Raw genomic sequence first — 20,294 nt, forward strand, 5'->3', positions numbered from 1 at the left:
TCGCGCCCTTGGATGTTCGAAGGTGCCCGTGAAACAACGATCCGAGGGGAAATCCCGATGAATTACAACTGGGACTGGGGCGTGTTCTTCAAGTCCACTGGCGTCGGCAGCGAAACTTACCTGGACTGGTACATCACCGGCCTGGGCTGGACCATCGCCATTGCCATCTGCGCCTGGATCATTGCCTTGCTGCTGGGCTCGCTGCTCGGCGTCATGCGCACCGTACCGAACAGGCTGGTATCAGGGATCGCTACCGCCTACGTCGAATTGTTCCGCAACGTGCCGCTGCTGGTGCAGCTGTTCATCTGGTACTTCCTGATCCCTGACCTGTTGCCCGAAGGCTTGCAGGAATGGTTCAAGCAAGACCTCAACCCGACTACCTCGGCATTGATCAGTGTGATCATCTGCCTTGGCCTGTTCACCGCAGCGCGAGTCTGCGAACAGGTGCGTACCGGTATCCAGGCACTGCCACGCGGGCAGGAATCTGCCGCTCGGGCAATGGGCTTCAGCCTGGCCCAGATCTATCGCAACGTACTGCTGCCGCAAGCGTACCGGATCATCATTCCGCCGCTTACCTCTGAATTTCTCAACGTCTTCAAGAACTCCTCGGTCGCCTCGTTGATCGGCCTGATGGAGCTGTTGGCGCAAACCAAACAGACCGCTGAATTCTCGGCCAACCTGTTTGAGGCCTTCACCCTGGCCACCTTGATCTACTTCACCCTGAACATGGGCCTGATGCTGCTGATGCGCATGGTCGAGAAGAAAGTGGCCGTACCTGGCCTGATTTCCGTAGGAGGCAAGTGATGGAACTGGACTTCTCGGACATCATCCCCGCGCTGCCGGGCCTGTGGAACGGCATGCTGATGACCCTGCAACTGATGGTCATGGGTGTGGTCGGCGGTATTGCCCTGGGCACCGTGCTGGCGCTGATGCGGTTGTCATCGAGCAAGCTGATGGCAAATATTGCGGGCGCTTACGTCAACTACTTCCGCTCGATCCCGCTGCTGCTGGTGATCACCTGGTTCTACCTGGCAGTGCCGTTCGTGCTGCGCTGGATCACCGGCGAAGACACACCAATCGGTGCGTTCACCTCGTGCGTCGTGGCCTTCATGATGTTCGAAGCGGCATACTTCTGCGAAATCGTCCGCGCCGGTGTGCAGTCGATTGCCAAAGGCCAGATGGGCGCTGCCCAGGCGCTGGGCATGACCTATGGCCAGACCATGCGCCTGATCATCCTGCCGCAGGCGTTTCGCAAGATGACCCCACTGCTGCTGCAGCAGAGCATCATCCTGTTCCAGGACACTTCGCTGGTTTACACCGTGGGCCTGGTCGACTTCCTCAACTCGGCCCGTGCCAGTGGCGACATTGTCGGCCGCGCGAATGAATTCCTGCTCTTCGCCGGTCTCGTCTACTTCATTATCAGCTTCTCCGCTTCATGGCTGGTCAAGCGCCTGCAAAAAAGGATCACCGTATGATTTCCATCAAGAACGTCAACAAGTGGTACGGCGACTTCCAGGTGCTCACCGACTGCACCACCGATGTCAAAAAGGGTGAAGTGGTCGTGGTCTGCGGGCCTTCCGGTTCGGGCAAGTCGACCCTGATCAAGTGCGTCAATGCGCTGGAGCCGTTCCAGAAGGGTGACATCGTCGTCGATGGCACCTCGATCTCCGACCCGAAGACCAACCTGCCCAAGCTGCGCTCGCGAGTCGGCATGGTGTTCCAGCACTTCGAGCTGTTCCCGCACCTGACCATTACCGAGAACCTGACCATCGCGCAGATCAAGGTGCTTGGCCGCAGCAAGGAAGAAGCCACCAAGAAAGGCCTGGCCCTGCTTGAGCGCGTTGGCCTGTCAGCCCACGCCCACAAGCACCCTGGCCAGCTCTCCGGCGGTCAGCAGCAACGTGTGGCGATTGCCCGCGCCCTGTCGATGGACCCGATCGTCATGCTGTTCGACGAACCAACCTCGGCACTTGACCCGGAAATGGTCAGCGAAGTGCTCGACGTAATGGTCCAGCTTGCCCACGAAGGCATGACCATGATGTGCGTGACCCACGAGATGGGCTTTGCTCGCAAAGTGGCCGATCGGGTGATCTTCATGGACAAGGGCAACATCGTCGAAGACTGCACCAAAGACGAATTCTTCGGTGATCAGACCGCCCGCGACCAGCGCACTCAGCACTTCCTCAGTAAAATTCTGCAACACTAAGCCGGCCGCAGCGCCCCTGGTTCGGTCCGATCCGGGCTGGGGGTGCTGGTCGTGACAAGGCCACTGTGATGAAATGCGACCCCTCGCTCCTGCGCCCTGCCCTGCCTGCCGTGAAATCCCGTCTGATCCGCCAACTGCTGTTACCACCTCTGATCATCCTGCTGATGGTCGGCCTGGGCCTGATCGGCTACGTACTCAGTGACAACAGCGGTATTCGTATCCTCAGCGAAAACGGCGAACGGCAACTCGAGCTGCACGCGCGCACAGTCGAGAGTGAAATCAGCAAGTACACCTATCTGCCGAGCCTGCTTGAGCTGGAAGACAGCGTATCGCAACTGCTCAGCGAGCCTGAGGGCGGTGCGCGGCAGAGCGTCAACGAATACCTTGAAGGGCTCAACCGTCGTAGCCGCAGCCGGGCCATCTTCGTCCTCGATACCAGTGGCCGAGTCCAGGCGACCAGCAACTGGCGCGACGCTGATTCATTTCTGGGTGAAGACCTGTCTTTCCGTGCCTATTTCCAGGACGCGGTGCGGGGCGAGCCTGGGCGTTTCTACGGCATCGGCAGCACCACCGGCGAAGCCGGCTACTACCTGGCTCACGGCCTGGAAGAGCACGGCAAGATCATCGGCGTGGCCGTGATCAAGGTCCGCCTGGACACCCTCGAAGAGCGCTGGCAGCGTGCCCGCCTCGAGGCTTTTGTCAGTGATGAAAACGGCATCATCATCCTTTCCAGCGACCCAGCGAGGCGGCTCAAGGCAGTCCGTGCACTGAGTCCGCAGACTAAAGAACGCCTGGCGCGCAGCCTGCAATACTACTGGTGGCCACTCAACGAGCTGGAGCCGCTGGCCCGCGAAACCCTCGCCGATGGCGTCGAGAAACTGACCTTCCCGGCCAATAGCGAAACCGCCCAGGGCAAACTGCACGAGGTCACCTACCTGGCGCAGACCCGTCGCCTGGCTGATACGCCGTGGCACTTCACCCTGCTCACGCCACTGCAGGACCTGCGCCGCGAGTCGATGATCCAGGGCGTGCTGGTCGCGGTGGCCTTCGCCTTGCTGACCATCCTTGGCATTGCCTGGAACGAACGGCGCAAGGTCATCGCCACACGCCTGGCCGCACGTGAGGCGCTGGAAGAAGCCAACAGCCACCTTGAACGCAAGATTGCCGAGCGCACGGCGGACCTGCGCGCCAGCAACGAACGCCTCAAGGGCCAGATTCGCGAGCGCCGGCATGCCGAACAGACCCTGCGCCAGGCGCAGGACGAGCTGGTCCAGGCCGGCAAGCTGGCGGCCATCGGGCAGATGTCGACCAGCATCGCCCACGAACTCAACCAACCGCTGGCAGCGCTGCGCACCCTGTCGGGCAATACCGTGCGTTTCCTTGAACGCGGCGCACTGGAAACTGCCAGTGCCAACCTGCAGACCATCAACGGCCTGATCGACCGCATGGGGCGGATCACCGCCAGCCTGCGCTCGTTCGCCCGCCGCGCCGATGACGGTGGCCAGGCTTCGCTGGCACAGGCCGTGGAGGCCAGCCTGCAGGTCCTGGCCAACCGGATTGCCGGCAGCCATGTGCAGTTGCACAATCTGTACGAGGATCAGTTGCTGGCCATCGATCAGACCCGCCTCGAGCAGATTCTGGTCAACCTAATCGGCAACGCGCTGGACGCCATGGCCAGCCAGCCGCAGCCGCAGCTGTGGCTGGAAGGTGAACTCCAGGCCGACAAATACCGGTTGCTGGTGCGCGACAATGGTCACGGTATCGATGACGATACGCGCAAGCACCTGTTCGAGCCGTTTTTCACGACCAAACCGGGCGAACACGGCCTGGGCCTGGGTCTGACCTTGTCGGCAAGCCTCGCAGCTGCCGCCAAAGGTTCACTCAGCGTCGAGCACCCCGCCAGCGGCGGTACCGCGTTCGTCCTCGCCCTGCCGCTGGTCAACGCCCCCACACAACCGCCACAGCAGCCATGAGCGAAGGGTCCCCATGAACCAAGCACCCTTGACCGTCCTGATCGTCGAAGATGACCCGCATGTACTGCTCGGCTGCCAGCAGGCGCTGGCTCTGGAAGACATCGCCTGCGAAGGCGTGGGCAGCGCCGAGCTTGCCCTGGAGCGCATCGGCGACGACTTCGCCGGCATCGTGGTCAGCGACATTCGCCTGCCCGGCATCGATGGCCTGGAGCTGCTGAGCCGGCTCAAGGCCCGTGACCGCGGCCTGCCGGTGGTGCTGATCACCGGCCACGGCGACATCGACATGGCTGTCGGCGCAATGCGCAACGGCGCCTACGACTTCATGGAGAAACCGTTTTCGCCCGAGCGTCTGGTCGAAGTGGTACGCAGGGCCCTGGAACAACGCGGCCTGGCCCGCGAGGTGGTGTCATTGCGCCGCCAGTTGGCAAGCCAGAGTACGCTGGAGGGCCGCATCATCGGCCGCTCGCCGGCCATGCAGGAGCTGCGCGAACTCATCGCCAATGTCGCCGACACCTCGGCCAATGTGTTGATCGAAGGTGAGACCGGCACCGGCAAGGAACTGGTCGCCCGCTGCCTGCACGACTTCAGCCGGCGCCAGGCGCAACCGTTCGTCGCGCTCAACTGCGGCGGGTTGCCGGAGAACCTCTTCGAAAGTGAAATTTTCGGCCACGAGGCCAATGCCTTCACCGGTGCTGGCAAGCGCCGCATTGGCAAGATCGAGCATGCCAACGGCGGTACGTTATTCCTCGACGAAGTCGAGAGCATGCCGATCAACCTGCAGATCAAGCTGCTGCGCGTGCTGCAGGAGCGGACCCTGGAGCGGCTGGGCTCGAACCAGAGCATTGCAGTGGATTGCCGCCTGATTGCCGCGACCAAGTCTGATCTGAATGCGTTAGGCCAGAGCGGCCAGTTCCGCAGCGACCTGTATTACCGGCTCAATGTGGTTACCCTTGAGCTGCCGCCGCTGCGCGAACGACGTGAGGATATCCTGCAGTTGTTCGAGCACTTTCTACAGCAATCGGCGCTGCGCTTTGACCGCGAAACACCTGAGCTGGACAGCCACACCCTGTCGCGGTTGATGTCCCACGACTGGCCAGGCAACGTTCGCGAGCTGCGCAACGTCGCCGAACGCTATGCGCTTGGCTTGCCGGCATTCAAGAAAACCGCCAGCGGCGGCGCCAGCCAGGGCCTGGGTTTTGCCGAAGCGGTGGAGGCATTCGAGCGCAACCTGCTCAGTGATGCGCTGCAACGCAGCGGCGGCAACTTGAGCCAGGCCAGCCTGGAGCTGGGCATGGCCAAGACCACGCTGTTCGACAAGGTGAAAAAATACGGCCTCGGCTGACCTCAATCGCTACGGGAAAATTCTGTGGACCTGATATTGAAAGCGGCACTCGGCGCAGGTGTGGTGATTCTTCTGGCAATCCTGTCAAAGACCCGCAATTACTACATTGCCGGGCTGGTGCCGCTGTTTCCGACCTTCGCCCTGATCGCTCACTACATTGTCGGCAAGGGCCGCTCGATCGAGGACCTGAAAACCACCATCGTGTTCGGCATGTGGTCGATCATCCCCTACTTCGTCTATCTGCTGACGCTGTATGTGCTGGTCGAGCGCATGCGCCTGGAGGCATCGCTGGCGCTGGCCACGCTGGCCTGGCTGATCGCCGCGACCTTGCTGGTGACCGTATGGGTGCGCCTGCACTGAGCACTCCCCGCTATTACAGTGTGGCGAGGTGAGAGGGTTTCTCACGCTGGGCTTTCAGGTATGGCAAGACCGCGCCCAGCAGAGGCGCCTTGAACGGCGCTTGAAAACGATGCGCAAGCCCCGGAATCAAGCGCAACTGGCTGCCCTGGATATGCGCCGCCAGGTGCACTCCGTGCATCACCGGTAGCAGCGGGTCTGCGGTACCGTGCACCACCAACGTCGGCACGCGCAGTTGATTGAGCAGCTCGACTCGGCTCGGCTCAGCCAGAATTGCCAGAATCTGGCGCTTGGCGCCTTGCGGATTGAATGCCCGATCATAGGCCTGCGCCGCCTGTTGAATCAGCTCCTGGCGCTCATCCTGCACCTGCGGGCTGCCCAATGCGGCGAGCATGTCAGCCTGCTGCTCAATGGCCACAGCACGGCTCGGAGCACTGCGCCGCGCCAGCAACTGCAGCAACGCTGCGCTGGGTTGCGGTAGGCCAGCGGCGCCGGAGCTGGACATCACCAGGGTCAGGCTGCGCACCCGCCGCGGCTGCATGGCGGCCATATGCTGGGCAATCATGCCGCCCATGCTCACCCCCAGTACATGAAACTGCTCGATGTGCAGTGCGTCCATCAGTTGCACGCCATCCTCGGCCATATCGGTCAAGCTGTAAGGCGCCGATACGCTCAGACCAAGTTTGTAGCGCAGCGCCTCGAACGTCAGGTTGGCCGAGGCCGGCGCTGTATTCCAGCGGGTCAGACCAACGTCGCGATTATCGTAGCGGATCACCCGAAAGCCCTGTCGGCACAGGGCTTCCACGACATCGTCGGGCCAGTGGATCAGTTGACCGCCCAGCCCCATGACGAGCAACAGCGCAGGATCTGACGGCGCGCCGACGCTTTGATAGACCATGCTCAGCGCCCCCAGGTCAGCGCGCTGCAGTGCCACACTGGCATCGCAGCGCGCCATGGCAATGGCGCTCGGCGCAGCGCCCCACAGCATCAACACAAACAATAAAAAACGCATCAAGCAACACCAGCACGCAAAGCCCCATTAGTCCGCCAGTCTGATCAACTTGATTGAAAAGCGCTGCCACACTTGCGTGACAATTTGATGAACCCTGCCAGGCGGCCACTCAGGCAACATTAAGACCGCCTGAGCCACACCCGCAGATCGACAAACCGCGCCAACATGAGCCAAACTCACGCACTATCGCGTTTAGCTCCGGAGTTGTTCGTGCTTGAAATTCGTCACCTGAAAACCCTTCATGCACTGCGCGAATCAGACAGCCTGGTCGAGGCCGCTGAGCGCTTGCACCTGACCCAGTCGGCACTTTCGCATCAGTTCAAGGAACTTGAAGAGCGCCTGGGCATGCCGCTGTTCGCGCGCAAGACCAAGCCGATTCGCTTTACCAGCGCTGGCCTGCGCCTGCTGCAACTGGCGGACGCCACCCTGCCCTTGCTGCGCGGTGCCGAACGCGACATCGCGCGGCTGGCCGGTGGTACTGCAGGGCGCCTGCACATGGCGATCGAATGTCACAGCTGCTTCCAATGGTTGATGCCGACCATCGACCAGTTCCGCGATGCCTGGCCGGAAGTCGAACTGGACCTGGCCTCTGGCTTTGCCTTTGCCCCGCTGCCGGCGTTGGCCCGTGGCGATCTCGACCTGGTGGTGACCTCCGACCCGCTCGACCTGGCCGGGATTACTTACGTGCCGCTGTTCACCTACGAGGCAATGCTGGCGGTAGCCAACCAGCATGCGCTGGCGAGCAAGCCGTACATCGTGCCGCAGGATCTGGTCGACCAGACCCTGATCACCTACCCGGTGGAACGTGACCGTCTCGACATCTTTACCCGCTTTCTCGAACCCGCCGACATCGAGCCCGCCGCCATCCGCACCTCGGAGCTGACGGTGATGATGATGCAGCTGGTGGCCAGCGGTCGTGGCGTCTGCGGCATGCCGCACTGGGCCCTGCACGAATACAGCTCGCGCGGCTATGTGAAGGGCAAGCGCTTGGGCGAAAAGGGACTGTTTGCCACGCTCTACGCCGGGGTGCGCACCGACATGCTCGATGCGCCGTATATGCGTGACTTCCTGCTAACCGCCAAGGACACCTCGTTCGCCACCCTTGATGGGGTCAGCGCGGTGCGTTGAGCAACCGGCGGTACAGCGGCAGAATCAGGTCGCGGGTCAGCGGCGCCAGCAGTGGTGCCGACGGTTGCTCGGCGGTCATCCACAGCACTTCTTCGATCTCCGCTGCGGGCGCTACGGTGGTGGCACAGTCGACGCGAAACAGCTCGCACTGAACCTCGAAGCCCGGTTCGTTCGCCGCCGGCGCGCTGAACTGGCCCAGGTACTCGGCCGCAGCGGCATCGATGCGCAGGCCGAGCTCTTCTTCCAGCTCACGGCCCAATGCTGCCAACGGCGTCTCCCCTGCATCGATCTTGCCGCCTGGCTGCATGAACGCCTGAGTGCCGCGCTTGCGCACCAGCAGCGTGCGCCCTTGCGGGTCGATGAGCAGAGCGGCGGCGATGCGGATGATGTTCGGCATGGATAACTCGGGGCAGGATTAAGCCGGCGAGGATAGCCGATCCAACCTCCCCGCGTATCAAGCACACGCCGCTAGACGAACGGCCCCTTGCCAAGTGCGCGTTCGAGCGCCATAACCAGAACATGAACCTGCCTACCTCGCAGCACCCTGCCCTCGCGCTGTTTCATCCCGCCGTCAGCAGCTGGTTCCGCCAGCGCTTCGCCACGGTTACCGACGCCCAGGCCCGCGCCTGGCCGCTGATTCATGCCGGCCAATCGGTATTGCTGACAGCGCCGACCGGCTCGGGCAAGACCCTCAGCGCCTTTTTGGCGGTACTCGACGAGCTGTTCCGCGAAGGTCTGGCCAATGACGGTCAATTGGCTGAGCAGACTCAGGTCATCTACGTGTCGCCACTCAAGGCACTGTCCAACGACATCCGCCTGAATCTGCAGGCGCCGCTCGAAGGCATCAGCCAGGTGATTCAGGCGCAGGGGCTACAGGCGCCGCAGATCACCACCGCGGTACGCACCGGTGACACCCCGCAAAAAGAGCGCGCAGCGATGCGCCGGCGCGCGCCGCATATTCTGGTGACCACGCCTGAATCGCTTTATGTGCTGCTCGGCTCGGCGTCCGGGCGCGCAGGTCTGGGCAGCGTGCATACGGTCATCGTCGACGAGATCCACGCCGTGGCCGGCAACAAGCGCGGCTGCCATCTGGCGCTGACGCTGGAGCGCCTGCAAGCCCTGACCGGCAAGCCATTACGCCGCATCGGCTTATCAGCTACACAGCGCCCGGTCGAACGCGTGGCGCAGTTTCTGGTCGGCCAGCAGCGGCCCTGCGCCATCGTCGATGTCGGCCACGCGCGCCAGCGCGACCTGGCCATAGAGGTGCCGCCGGTGCCGCTCGGCGCGGTGATGTCCAGTGATGCCTGGAACCTGGTCTACGACCGCCTGGCCGAGCTGGCCGGCGCCCACCGCACGACTCTGGTGTTCGTCAATACGCGCCGACTGGCCGAGCGCCTGACTCGCCACCTTGGCGAGCGGCTTGGCCAGCAGGTGGTTGCCGCGCACCACGGCAGCCTGGCCAAGGAGCACCGCCTGCTGGCCGAGCAGCGCCTGAAGGCTGGCGAGCTGCAGGTGTTGGTCGCCACCGCATCGCTGGAACTGGGCATCGATATCGGCGAGGTCGAGCTGGTCTGCCAGATCGCGTCGCCGGGTTCGATCGCGGCGTTCATCCAGCGCGTTGGCCGCTCTGGCCACCAGGTCGACGGCACGCCCAAGGGGCGCCTGTTCGCCACCTCGCGCGACGACTTGATCGAATGCGTGGCGCTGCTGGAATGCGTGCGCCGCGGCGAACTGGATGAGCTGCACATACCCAAGGCGCCGCTGGATGTGCTGGCCCAGCAGATCGTTGCCGAAGTCAGCAACCAGCCCTGGTCGGAGCAGGACTTGTTCGATTGTCTGCGCCAGGCCGCACCATTTGCCGCGCTGGAATATGAGCACTATCAGGCGCTGCTGCGCTTGCTTGCCGAAGGCTACAACGGCCACCTCGGCGTGCGCGGTGCGTATGTTCATCGTGATGCGGTCAGCGGCATGTTGCGCGGCCGCCGCGGCAGCCAGCTGACGGCCTTGACCAGTGGCGGCACCATCCCCGAGAACGCCGACTACAGCGTGCTGCTCGAGCCCCAGGCGCTGAACATCGGCAGCGTCAACGAAGACTTCGCAGTCGAGAGCATCACCGGCGATATCTTCCAGCTCGGCAATGCCTCCTACCGCATCCTGCGGGTCGAGGCCGGCAAGGTGCGAGTAGAGGATGCGCGCGGGCTCCCGCCGACCATCCCGTTCTGGCTCGGTGAGGCGCCCGGGCGCAGCGATGAACTATCGGCGGCAGTCGCACGCCTGCAATGCCAACTCGATCAGCAGTTGCAAGCCAGCCAGGGTGCGTTTGAAGCGGTCAGTCAGTGGCTGGCAACTACGTACCAGCTAGATGACGCCTGCGTCAGCCAACTGATCGATTATCTGGGGCGCACCTGGCAGGTGCTGGGCGCTTTACCGTCCCAGCAGACGCTGATCATGGAGCGCTTTTTCGATGAGTCCGGCGGGACTCAGCTGATCATCCACTCGCCCTACGGCAGCCGCATCAATCGCGCCTGGGGGCTGGCCCTGCGCAAACGCTTTTGCCGCACTTTCAACTTCGAGCTGCAGGCGGCGGCCAGTGAAGACGCGATCGTGCTGTCGCTGTCTGCTGGCCACAGCTTCGAGCTGGATGAAGTGTGGCGCTATCTCTCGAGCAACAGCGCCGAGGCGACCCTGATCCAGGCGGTGCTCGACGCGCCCCTGTTTGGCGTGCGCTGGCGCTGGATTGCCTCGGTCGCGCTGGCCTTGCCGCGCTTTGTCGGCGGGCGCAAGGTGGCCCCGCAAATCCAGCGGATGAAGAGCGAAGACCTGGTCGCAGCAGTATTCCCCGACCAACTGGCCTGCCTGGAAAACATCGCCGGCGAGCGGCAGATTCCTGAGCATCCGCTGGTTGCCCAGACCTTGCACGACTGCCTGCACGAAGCCTTGGACAGCGACGCCTGGCTGGCCCTGCTCAAACGCATGGAAGGCGGCCAGTTACGCCTGATCAGCCGCGACCTGCCGGCACCTTCGCCGTTGGCAGCGGCCATTCTCAATGCCCGGCCCTATGCGTTTCTGGACGATGCACCGCTGGAAGAGCGGCGCACTCAGGCGGTGCTCAACCGGCGCTGGAGCGAGGTCGACAGCGCCGATGATCTCGGCGCGCTGGATGCCGACGCCATCACCGCGGTGGCCCAGGAAGCATGGCCGCAACCGAGCAACAGCGACGAGATGCACGAGGCGCTGATGAGCCTGGGTTGCATCAGCCAGGCCGAGGCAGCGGCCAATCCGGGCTGGCTGGCGCTGCTGCAACGGCTGGCCAAGAGCGGTCGCAGCAGCCGTCTGAACGGCCCCGAGCAGCCGCTGTGGGTGGCCCGTGAGCGCTTGAACCTGCTCAACGCGCTGTACCCGCAGGCACTGTTCGAGCCGGCCGTGACCTTGTTACCGGGCTTCGATACACCGGTCGATGCCGACAGCGCCCTAGGCGAGCTGCTGCGCTCTCGCCTGAGCGGATGCGGCCCGCAAAGCCGTGAGCAGATAGCCGCATCACTGGGCCTGCCGCCGGCGCAGATCGAGCAGGCCCTGGCCGCCCTTGAACAACAAGGCGTGCTGTTGCGCGGCTATTTCAGCCCAGGCGCGCAGGCGCTGCAGTGGTGTGAGCGGCATCTACTGGCGCGCATCCATCGCTACACGGTCAAGCGGCTGCGCCGGGAGATCGAACCGGTCAGCCTGCAGGACTACATGCGCTTCCTGTTCGACTGGCAACACCTGGCGCAGGATCAGCGTATGCGCGGCCGCGAGGCGCTCGGCGAAATACTCGGCCAACTGCAAGGGTTCCCCGGCGGCGCCGGTGCCTGGGAGGCCGACCTGCTGCCGGCGCGCATCAGCGATTACAGCCCGCAATGGCTGGATGACGCCTGCCGCAGCGGCCAATGGGCCTGGAGCAGGCTGGCGTCGAGTGCGGCCAGCAGCACCTTGGCGAGTACGCCACTGGCACTGTTGCCACGCGAGCATCTGAGTCTATGGCGCAGCCTGACCAGCACACCTGAGGTCGCCAGCCTCGGGCCGCGGGCGCAGCGTGTGCATGCCGCACTGCAGGCGCAAGGGGCGTTGTTTTTCGAGGAGCTCTCACAGGAGGCGCATCTGCTGCCCAGCGAGCTGGAAACCGCATTGCAGGAATTGGTCGGGGCCGGCCTGGTCGGCGCCGACAGTTTCATCGGCTTGCGCTGCCTGATCACCCCCGCCGCCAAGCGCAAACCGCGTATCAGCCGGCGTGGTCGGCCAGCGTTGTTCAGCGACATGGCCCATGCCGGGCGCTGGGCACTGCTCCGGCGCACCAGCGACGAACCCGATCACGACCTGCGCCTCGAATACATCGCGCGGGCGCTGCTGCGCCGCTACGGGGTGATCTGCTGGCGTCTGCTGGCGCGTGAATCGGACGCGCTGCCAAGCTGGCGTGAGTTACTGCGCTGCTACCAGCGCCTGGAGGCCCGCGGCGAAATCCGCGGCGGGCGGTTTATTGCCGGGCTGGCCGGCGAACAATTCGCCCTGCCGGACGCAGTCGGGCTGCTGCGCCAGGTCAGGCGCAGGCCGCTGGATGGCGAGCTGGTGTTGATCAGCGGCAGCGATCCACTGAACCTGCTTGGCACCCTGCTGCCAGGCGGCAAACTGCCGGCAGTGGCCGGTAATCGGCTGCTGTATAAGGACGGTGTGCCCGTGGCAACGCGGGTCGGCGGGCGCTATGTGGTTCTGCTCGAGGCAGCTGCCGAGGAGCAGGATGGCTGGCGGCAAAAGCTGCTGCGCGGCTGACTGCGCTGGCCATGTGCCGGGCGTTAGCGCTATGGTCGTGGTTTGCCCCAGGCCCTGAGCCTGACCGAGCCATCGCAAGGATTTCGTATGAGCCTGTCACTTCTCAGCCGCTATGCATTTTTCGCCGCATGCGTCCTCTTCACCCTCGCCAGCCTGCCGTTCATCCATCATGAATGGCTCTGGCCGCTCACCCTGACCAGCGCCGTACTGAGCCTGATCGGCGTGTTCGACCTGCTGCAAAAGCGCCACGCGGTGCGCCGCAACTACCCGATCCTGGGCAATATTCGCTACCTGGTCGAGGCCATTCGCCCAGAAATCCGCCAGTACCTGCTGGAATCCGACAGCGACGCCCTGCCATTCTCCCGCGCGCAGCGCTCGCTGGTTTATGCGCGGGCCAAGAACGAGGCTTCGGACAAACCCTTCGGCACCCTGATCGACGTTTACCAGTCGGGCTTCGAGTTCATCGGCCATTCGATGCGCCCGGCGCCGCTGGCGGACCCTGCGAGCTTTCGGATCATCATCGGCGGCCCGCAGTGCACCCAGCCGTACTCGGCATCGATCTTCAACATCTCGGCGATGAGCTTTGGCTCGCTTAGCGCCAACGCCATTCGCGCGCTCAACCAGGGCGCCAAGCTGGGCAACTTTGCCCATGACACCGGCGAGGGCAGCATCAGCCCGTATCACCGCGAACACGGCGGCGACCTGACCTGGGAGCTGGGCAGTGGCTACTTCGGTTGCCGCACCGCCGATGGCCGTTTCGACCCCGAGCGCTTTGCCGAGCAGGCGCGCAATCCGCAGGTGCGGATGATCGAGATCAAGATGAGCCAAGGCGCCAAGCCTGGCCATGGCGGGATCCTGCCCAAGCACAAGGTCACCGCCGAAATTGCCGAAACCCGCGGCATTCTGATGGGTGAAGACTGCATTTCACCGTCCCGTCACAGCGCCTTCTCGACGCCTATCGAGTTGATGCAGTTCATTGCCCAACTGCGCCAGTTGTCCGGCGGCAAGCCGGTTGGTTTCAAGTTCTGCCTGGGGCACCCGTGGGAATTCATGGGCATCGCCAAGGCCATGCTCGAGACCGGCATCCTGCCCGACTTCATCGTCGTCGACGGCAAGGAAGGCGGCACCGGCGCCGCGCCGGTGGAATTCACCGACCATATCGGCGTGCCCCTGCGTGAGGGGCTGCTGTTCGTGCACAACACCCTGGTCGGGCTGAACCTGCGAGACAAGATCAAGCTCGGCGCCAGCGGCAAGATCGTCAGCGCCTTCGACATCGCCAGCGTGCTGGCCATCGGTGCCGACTGGGCCAACTCGGCGCGTGGCTTCATGTTTGCCATCGGCTGCATTCAGTCGCAAAGCTGCCACACCAACAAGTGCCCGACCGGGGTCGCTACCCAGGACCCACTGCGCCAGCGGGCGCTGGTGGTGCCGGACAAAGCCAACCGCGTCCTCAACTTCCACCACAATACCCTGCGCGCGCTGGCCGAAATGCTCGCGGCGGCAGGCCTGGAGCACCCGGCGCAGTTGGAGGCCAAGCACTTGGTACGGCGGATTTCGGCAACCGAAATCAAGCTGTTCTCGCAGATGCACGTGTTTCTCAAACCGGGCGAGCTGCTCACCGGCGAGGTCGATGGGCAGTTCTATTCGCGGATGTGGCAACTGGCTCGGGCCGACAGCTTCGAGCCCCACAGCGAGCAGGCCGCCTAAGCGTTTGCAGCAGGTGTCGGCAGTGTCAGCGCGGCATGCCGCCGATGCCGCTCACAAAATTTTCACCTGCTGCGGTCAGCGTCTAAGCTTCAGACACGCAAGACGAAATTACTTGGCCGGATAGATGACTATGGGCGCACAGTGGCAATCGGAACCCTCCAGCACCCAAGCACCTGAAGCAGGTCTGGATAATGCTCCGCCGCCAAAACCACCTCGTCAGCGCAGGTTGTGGTGGCGGTTGATCATTCTCGTCGTGCTGCTGGCGATGATTGCCATCGGCTTTGCGGCCTATGACGAAATGCAGACGTCGAACCTGCAATCGCGCGAGTTCAGCCGCCTGGCCGCGACCTTGACCTACAGCTTGGAGCCAGGCCCCAGCGATGCCATCGTCTACCCCGGTGAAGGGCCTTTCGACAAGCGCCTGGGCTACAGCGCGCTGGGTGAGTTTCTGCCGCGTCTGCTCAAGCGCGATTACCTGATCAGCGAGCAGGTCCGGTTTTCTCCGGCATTGATGGACTATGTCGACCACGGCCTGTTCGTGCCTTTTGTCGAGAAAATCCAGGCGGGTTTGACCATCACCGATTGTCGCGGCGACATGCTCTATCAGTACAACTACCCGCAGCACCTGTACCCGGACTTTGCCGCGATACCACCGGTGATGGTCAAGAGCCTGCTGTTTATCGAGAACCGCGACCTGCTCGACCCGGCCGACCCGCGCAACAACCCGGCAGTGGACTGGCCACGCTTCGCCAAGGCCGCCTACAGCCAGATTGCCAAGTACTTCGCCCTGCCCGGCCAGTCGGCCGGCGGCAGCACGCTGGCCACCCAGCTGGAGAAATACCGCCATTCACCGGACGGCCTGACCGTTTCGGGGAGCGAAAAACTGCGCCAGATGCTCTCGGCCAGCGTGCGCGCGTACAAGGGCGGTCCTGATACCACCGAGTCGCGCCAGCGCATCGTGCGTGATTACCTCAACAGCGTGCCGCTGTCGGCAGTACCTGGACACGGCGAAGTGCACGGCATGGCCGAAGGTTTGCGCGTCTGGTATGGCGCGGACTTCGATCAGGTCAACCGCGCCCTCGCCTCGACTGCCACCGATGCCGACAGCCTTGCCGAGCGGGGCTTGGCCTTGCGCCAGGTGCTGTCGTTGATGATCGCCCAGCGCCGCCCTTCGCATTACCTGTCCAAAGGCCGCATCGAGCTGGCCGAACTGACCGACTCGCATATTCGCGTGCTGACTGCGGCGAATATCATCGAGCGGCCACTGGCGGATGCCGCGTTGGCCAGCAAAGCGCGCTATCGCGATTGGGTAGCGCAGCCGACCATCGTCCCGATCATCACCAACAAGGGCATCAGCCTGGCCCGTAACCGCCTGGCCGGGATGCTCAACCGGCCTCTGTATGACCTCGACCGCCTCGACCTGTCGGCCACCAGCACCCTGCAGGGTGATCTGCAGAACCAGGTCAGCGACTATCTGAAAAAACTCTCCGACCCAGCTTTTGCCGGGGAGATGGGCCTGATCGGCGAGCGCCTGCTGACCAGCAAGACTACCGATCAGGTGCGCTACAGCTTCACTCTGTTCGAACGTACCGCCGATGGCTCGCGGGTTCGTGTGCAAACCGACAGTACCGACCAGGCCTTCGATATCAACGAGGGCAGCAAGCTCGAGCTGGGCTCCACCGCCAAGCTGCGGGTGCTCACCACCTACCTGCAGATCATCGCCGAGCTGCACGACAAGTATGCCGGCAAGCCAGTCAGCGAGCTGAAGAAGGTGGATGTCGCCGAGCTGGACCGGTTGACCCAATGGTCGCTGGAATGGCTGACCCTCAACAGCAAGAATCAAAACCTCGATGCGATGCTCGACGCAGCGCTCGAGCGCAAATACTCGGCCAGTACCGGTGAGGCATTCTTTACCGGCGGTGGCATGCATGTGTTCAACAACTTCCGCAAGGAAGACAACGGTCGCAACCCGACCCTCAAGGACGCACTGCGCGAGTCGATCAACCTGCCGTTCATTCGCCTGATGCGCGACATCGTCCGCTATGTCACCTACCAGCAACCGTTCAACCGGGCGATGCTGCTCAAAGACGATGGCGACCCGCGCCGGCAGGAATACCTGGCACGCTTTGCTGATCGCGAAGGCAGCAACTACCTCATGCGCTTCTGGAAAAAGTACCAGCGCAAGACCTCGCAACAGCGCCTGGATACCTTCCTCGACAGCATGCGGGTTACCCCGCAGCGGCTGGCAGCGGTGCACCGCTATCTGTTCCCGGAAGCCTCCCAGGAAACCTTCAACGCCTTCGTCCGCGCGCACAGCAAGGGCGACAAAAAAGCATTGGCCAAGCTCGACGATGGTCGCCTGTCGCAGATGTACGACAGTTACGGCCCCGGCAAATACGACCTGCCCGACCAGGGCTTTATCGCCAAGGTGCACCCGCTTGACCTGTGGCTGCTCGGTTACCTGCTGAAAAACCCCGGCGCGAGCCTGAGCGAGATGCTCAATGCTGGTCGGTTCGAGCGCCAGGAAGTCTATGGCTGGTTGTTCAAGAGCCGCCACCAGGGTGCCCGTGACAGTCGTATCCGGACCATGGTCGAGATCGAGGCGTTTCTCGATATACATCAACGCTGGAAGCAGGTCGGCTACCCGTTCGATCATCTGGTGCCATCCCTGGCCACCGCCATCGGCAGCTCGGGCGATCGTCCGGCAGCGCTGTCCGAGCTGGTCGGGATCATCCAGAACGACGGTGTGCGCTTGCCGACACTGCGCCTCGACACCCTGCACTTTGCCGCCAATACGCCGTATGAGACCAAGCTGATCAGCGATCCGGACCGCGGCAAGCGGATTCTGCCGGTTGAAGTCGCACGCGCGCTTAAGGGCGCCATGTCGCAAGTGGTAGACGCCGGTACGGCAAGGCGTATCTCCGGCAGCTTCAAGCTGCACGATGGCACGCCACTGGTGATGGGCGGCAAGACCGGTACCGGCGACAACCGCATCGAGAGCTTTGGCGCTGGCGGTCGGCTGATCGGTTCGCGCTCGCTGAACCGCACCGCAACCTTCGTGTTCTTCCTGGGCGACAACCACTTCGGCACCCTCACCGCCTTTGTGCCTGGGCGCACGGCAGAGGCCTTCACCTTCACTTCGGCATTGCCAGTGCAGGCGCTGAAAGGCATGGCACCGATCCTGATGCCGTATCTCGAACCAGGCAGTAGCACCGAGTGCAAACCACCTCAGTTAGCGGCCAATGACTGACAGCACAGTCACCGCCCGGACAGCCCGGGTGGTGACTGATCGAATAACCAAATGAGAATCATCACTATCTTTGGCTTGTCTTAAGATATATCTTGAGTAATATCTAACGATATATCGCAGACGGAGCCTTTAGACCATGCGTGATCACGATCCCTTCGACCGCCGCCCCGCCCGCGGCGAACGCGGCCCTCGGGTATTTGCCCCCGGCGACCTGAAATTGCTGCTGCTGGCCATGCTTGCCGAACAGGCCGGCCATGGCTACGACCTGATTCGCCAGATCGAGACGTTGTTCGAGGGCAGCTACAGCCCGAGCCCCGGCGTGATCTATCCAACCCTGAATTTCCTTGAAGAAGCCGAACTGATCAGCGGCCAGGTCCAGGGCAGCAAACGCCTTTACGCCATTACCGATGCCGGGCGCACTGCCCTGACCGAGCAAGCCGTCGCCGTCGATGGTGTGCGCATGCGCATCGAAGTCAGCAAGCGGGCACTGCGTGGCCATGATCGCCCACCGGAAATTCATGAGGCCGTGGGAAACCTGCGCCATGCCCTGCATATGCACAGCGGCCGCTGGAACAGCGCCGAGATCGAGCGGGTCAGCAATCTGCTCAACGACACCGCCAAGGCCATTGCCGCCGGCCCGGCCGATTCCGTCACGGAGAACACTTGATGAACAACAGCATTCACCGCGTCAATCACGAAATCAAACAGCGTCGGCTGCAGGTACTGCGGGTGACCGATCTGACTCCGCGCATGCGCCGCATCACTCTTGGCGGGCCGGAGCTGGCAGGCTTTGTCAGCCTCGGCAGCGACGACCATATCAAGCTGTTGTTCGGCGTGACTGCTGCCGAACAGGCGGCCATCGATGCGCGCCAGTCGGGCCGCGACGGTGGCGCTCGGCCGACCATGCGCGAGTACACCCCGCGCCGCTATGACCAGGCCAGCGGCGAGCTGGATATCGACTTCGTCCTGCATGGCGACGGCCCTGCTTCGACCTGGGCTGCTCAGGCTCAACCGGGCCAGGTGTTGAACATCGCCGGGCCAAGGGCTTCGCTGGTGGTGCCGGACATTTTTGACAGCTACCTGCTGATTGGCGACGAGACGGCGATCCCGGCCATCGCCCGGCGCTTGCACGAGTTGCCGGCAGGTCGCCGGGTGCTCGCGCTGATTCAGATTGCCGACGATCAGGAACGCCAGCCGTTGCCGAGCCAGGCTGAGGTCGAGGTGATCTGGGTGCAACGTGACAAGCAGGACCTGCTGGCAGTGATCAGCGAGTTGCCTTTGCCGGAGGGCGAGCTGTACAGCTGGGTCGCGCTGGAGAAGTCTTTGACTCGACAGGCCAAGACCTTGCTGCTGGAAAAAGGCGTTCACGAGGATGCCTTGAAAGCCGCCGCCTACTGGCGTGCCGATGGGAGTACTGACGACGAGTAGTCTCAGTCGAGATACGGGGCTGCGGCAATGTAGGAGCGGCCTTGTGTCGCGATAGGCCAGCGAAGCTGGCCCGGCGACATCAGCGGCGAAGCTGAAAATGTGGGGCCGCTTCGCAGCCCTTTCGCGACACAAGGCGGCTCCTACAGGAACCGCGCATGACCCAGGAATGACGTGGTCAGGGTAGCGGCTGCGTCCTTCGCCGCCCCTGCCAGCGATCCAGCGCCAGCAATACCAGCCCTATCGCCCAGAACGCGACCAACACCACCAGCGCATTGATCATCACCTGCCCATAACCAAGGCTGGCGACATCAATGAACGGATAGGGATAAACCCCGATCTGCTGCCCACGCCACAACGTATAGGCGAAATACACCGCCGGATACAGGCTCCACCAGCCCAGGTCAGACAGGCGCAGCTGCCCCTTGGGCACCACTCGCCACCAATACACTACAAACAGCAGCGGCATCACGTCGTGCAGCAACTCGTCCGCAAGCCATTGCCAGCCCTGGGGATGCCACAAGTGGCGCAGCAGCAAGCTGTAGGCAATCGACACCAGCACAATGCTGGCAGCAATGCCTGAGCTGACCCGCGCAGACAAGAACCAACGCCGTGCCGCCGCGGCGTGGCCAAACGCCGCGTAGCTCAGCACGGTCGCCACCAGCGTATTGCTCAAGACGGTGAAAAAGCCGAACAGATTGATCAACCCGCCAATCAGGCTGGCCTGCTCCTGCCAGCGCGCCAGCAACACCAGGTACAGCTGCACACTCAAGCCGAACCAGCCCAGCAGCGCTGCCAGGCTCAGCCATGGATGACGAGCCATTCAGCCTTTGCGCTGCAGCTTGATGTACAGGTACTCGACCTTCTCTCGTGCCCACGGCGTCTTGCGCAAAAAGGCCAGGCTCGACTTGATCGACGGGTCGCTCTTGAAGCAACGCACGTCGATGCGTTCGGCCAGGCCTTGCCACTGGTAGTGAGCGACCAGCTCGGTGAGGATCTGCTCGAGCGTCTTGCCGTGCAATGCGTTGTGGTTGGCCGTGCTCATGCGGAGCTCCTGCGGTGAAAAGAGGCGCAGATTACACGAGTGTAGAAGC

16 protein-coding genes are annotated in these 20,294 nt (G+C 63.2%); 12 read left to right on the plus strand and 4 right to left on the minus strand.

What is annotated here, in order from left to right; genetic code table 11:
• Positions 1–57 precede the first annotated feature (57 nt).
• The 6 genes from CXQ80_RS18575 (at position 58) to CXQ80_RS18600 (ending at position 5,881) form a co-directional block, all read left to right on the plus strand.
• A complete protein-coding gene (locus CXQ80_RS18575) occupies positions 58–804 on the plus strand; it encodes an amino acid ABC transporter permease (RefSeq protein WP_101321853.1) in 747 nt (248 codons plus the stop codon).
• Positions 804–1,475 (plus strand): amino acid ABC transporter permease, encoded by a 672-nt coding sequence (locus CXQ80_RS18580; protein WP_101321854.1) that lies wholly within the window; start codon positions 804–806, stop codon positions 1,473–1,475. The genes CXQ80_RS18575 and CXQ80_RS18580 overlap by 1 nt, the downstream gene beginning before the upstream one ends.
• On the plus strand, positions 1,472–2,206 hold the full coding sequence (locus CXQ80_RS18585) for an amino acid ABC transporter ATP-binding protein (RefSeq protein ID WP_101321855.1): 735 nt from the start codon (positions 1,472–1,474) through the stop codon (positions 2,204–2,206). Before CXQ80_RS18580 ends, CXQ80_RS18585 begins: the two co-directional genes overlap by 4 nt.
• Positions 2,207–2,274: 68 nt before the next feature.
• Complete coding sequence (locus CXQ80_RS18590) at positions 2,275–4,179, plus strand: ATP-binding protein (protein ID WP_101321856.1); 1,905 nt, start codon at positions 2,275–2,277, stop codon at positions 4,177–4,179.
• Positions 4,180–4,192: 13 nt separating this feature from the next.
• Positions 4,193–5,521 (plus strand): sigma-54 dependent transcriptional regulator, encoded by a 1,329-nt coding sequence (locus CXQ80_RS18595; protein WP_101321857.1) that lies wholly within the window; start codon positions 4,193–4,195, stop codon positions 5,519–5,521.
• Positions 5,522–5,554: 33 nt separating this feature from the next.
• The gene (locus CXQ80_RS18600) at positions 5,555–5,881 is read left to right on the plus strand and encodes a GlpM family protein (protein WP_178080841.1); all 327 of its coding nucleotides are present in this window, start codon (positions 5,555–5,557) and stop codon (positions 5,879–5,881) included.
• A 13-nt stretch (positions 5,882–5,894) separates the two neighbouring features.
• On the opposite strand, the gene CXQ80_RS18605 is transcribed toward CXQ80_RS18600, so the two are convergent.
• Entirely contained in the window at positions 5,895–6,893 is a 999-nt protein-coding gene (locus CXQ80_RS18605) for an alpha/beta fold hydrolase (protein WP_101321859.1), read from the minus strand.
• 207 nt (positions 6,894–7,100) lie between these two features.
• Between CXQ80_RS18605 and metR the strand changes: the two genes are divergently transcribed.
• The gene (gene metR / locus CXQ80_RS18610) at positions 7,101–8,018 is read left to right on the plus strand and encodes a transcriptional regulator MetR (protein ID WP_101321860.1); all 918 of its coding nucleotides are present in this window, start codon (positions 7,101–7,103) and stop codon (positions 8,016–8,018) included.
• On the opposite strand, the gene CXQ80_RS18615 is transcribed toward metR, so the two are convergent.
• On the minus strand, positions 8,002–8,415 hold the full coding sequence (locus tag CXQ80_RS18615; RefSeq protein WP_101321861.1) for an NUDIX domain-containing protein: 414 nt from the start codon (positions 8,413–8,415) through the stop codon (positions 8,002–8,004). The genes metR and CXQ80_RS18615 overlap by 17 nt on opposite strands.
• 122 nt (positions 8,416–8,537) lie before the next feature.
• Here CXQ80_RS18615 and CXQ80_RS18620 point away from each other — a divergent pair, with 122 nt between their 5' ends.
• From CXQ80_RS18620 to CXQ80_RS18640, 5 genes are all read left to right on the plus strand, one after another.
• The gene (locus CXQ80_RS18620; RefSeq protein WP_101321862.1) at positions 8,538–12,818 is read left to right on the plus strand and encodes a DEAD/DEAH box helicase; all 4,281 of its coding nucleotides are present in this window, start codon (positions 8,538–8,540) and stop codon (positions 12,816–12,818) included.
• An 87-nt stretch (positions 12,819–12,905) separates the two neighbouring features.
• Complete coding sequence (locus CXQ80_RS18625) at positions 12,906–14,525, plus strand: FMN-binding glutamate synthase family protein (RefSeq protein WP_101321863.1); 1,620 nt, start codon at positions 12,906–12,908, stop codon at positions 14,523–14,525.
• 130 nt (positions 14,526–14,655) lie between these two features.
• Positions 14,656–17,775: a transglycosylase domain-containing protein gene (locus CXQ80_RS18630; protein ID WP_101321864.1), complete on the plus strand. Its 3,120-nt coding sequence runs from the start codon at positions 14,656–14,658 to the stop codon at positions 17,773–17,775.
• Between the two features lie 136 nt (positions 17,776–17,911).
• On the plus strand, positions 17,912–18,442 hold the full coding sequence (locus tag CXQ80_RS18635; RefSeq protein ID WP_101321865.1) for a PadR family transcriptional regulator: 531 nt from the start codon (positions 17,912–17,914) through the stop codon (positions 18,440–18,442).
• Positions 18,442–19,203 (plus strand): siderophore-interacting protein, encoded by a 762-nt coding sequence (locus CXQ80_RS18640; protein ID WP_101321866.1) that lies wholly within the window; start codon positions 18,442–18,444, stop codon positions 19,201–19,203. The genes CXQ80_RS18635 and CXQ80_RS18640 overlap by 1 nt, the downstream gene beginning before the upstream one ends.
• Before the next feature lie 175 nt (positions 19,204–19,378).
• Here CXQ80_RS18640 and CXQ80_RS18645 read toward each other — a convergent pair whose 3' ends face one another.
• Positions 19,379–20,023 (minus strand): Pr6Pr family membrane protein, encoded by a 645-nt coding sequence (locus tag CXQ80_RS18645; RefSeq protein ID WP_101321867.1) that lies wholly within the window; start codon positions 20,021–20,023, stop codon positions 19,379–19,381.
• Positions 20,024–20,245 carry a VF530 family DNA-binding protein gene (locus tag CXQ80_RS18650; RefSeq protein ID WP_101321868.1) on the minus strand — a complete coding sequence of 74 codons (222 nt, stop codon included), beginning with the start codon at positions 20,243–20,245 and terminating at the stop codon, positions 20,024–20,026.
• Positions 20,246–20,294 lie beyond the last annotated feature (49 nt).

Source organism: Pseudomonas sp. 02C 26, from assembly GCF_002843585.1.
Taxonomy (GTDB): Bacteria; Pseudomonadota; Gammaproteobacteria; order Pseudomonadales; family Pseudomonadaceae; genus Aquipseudomonas; species Aquipseudomonas shirazensis.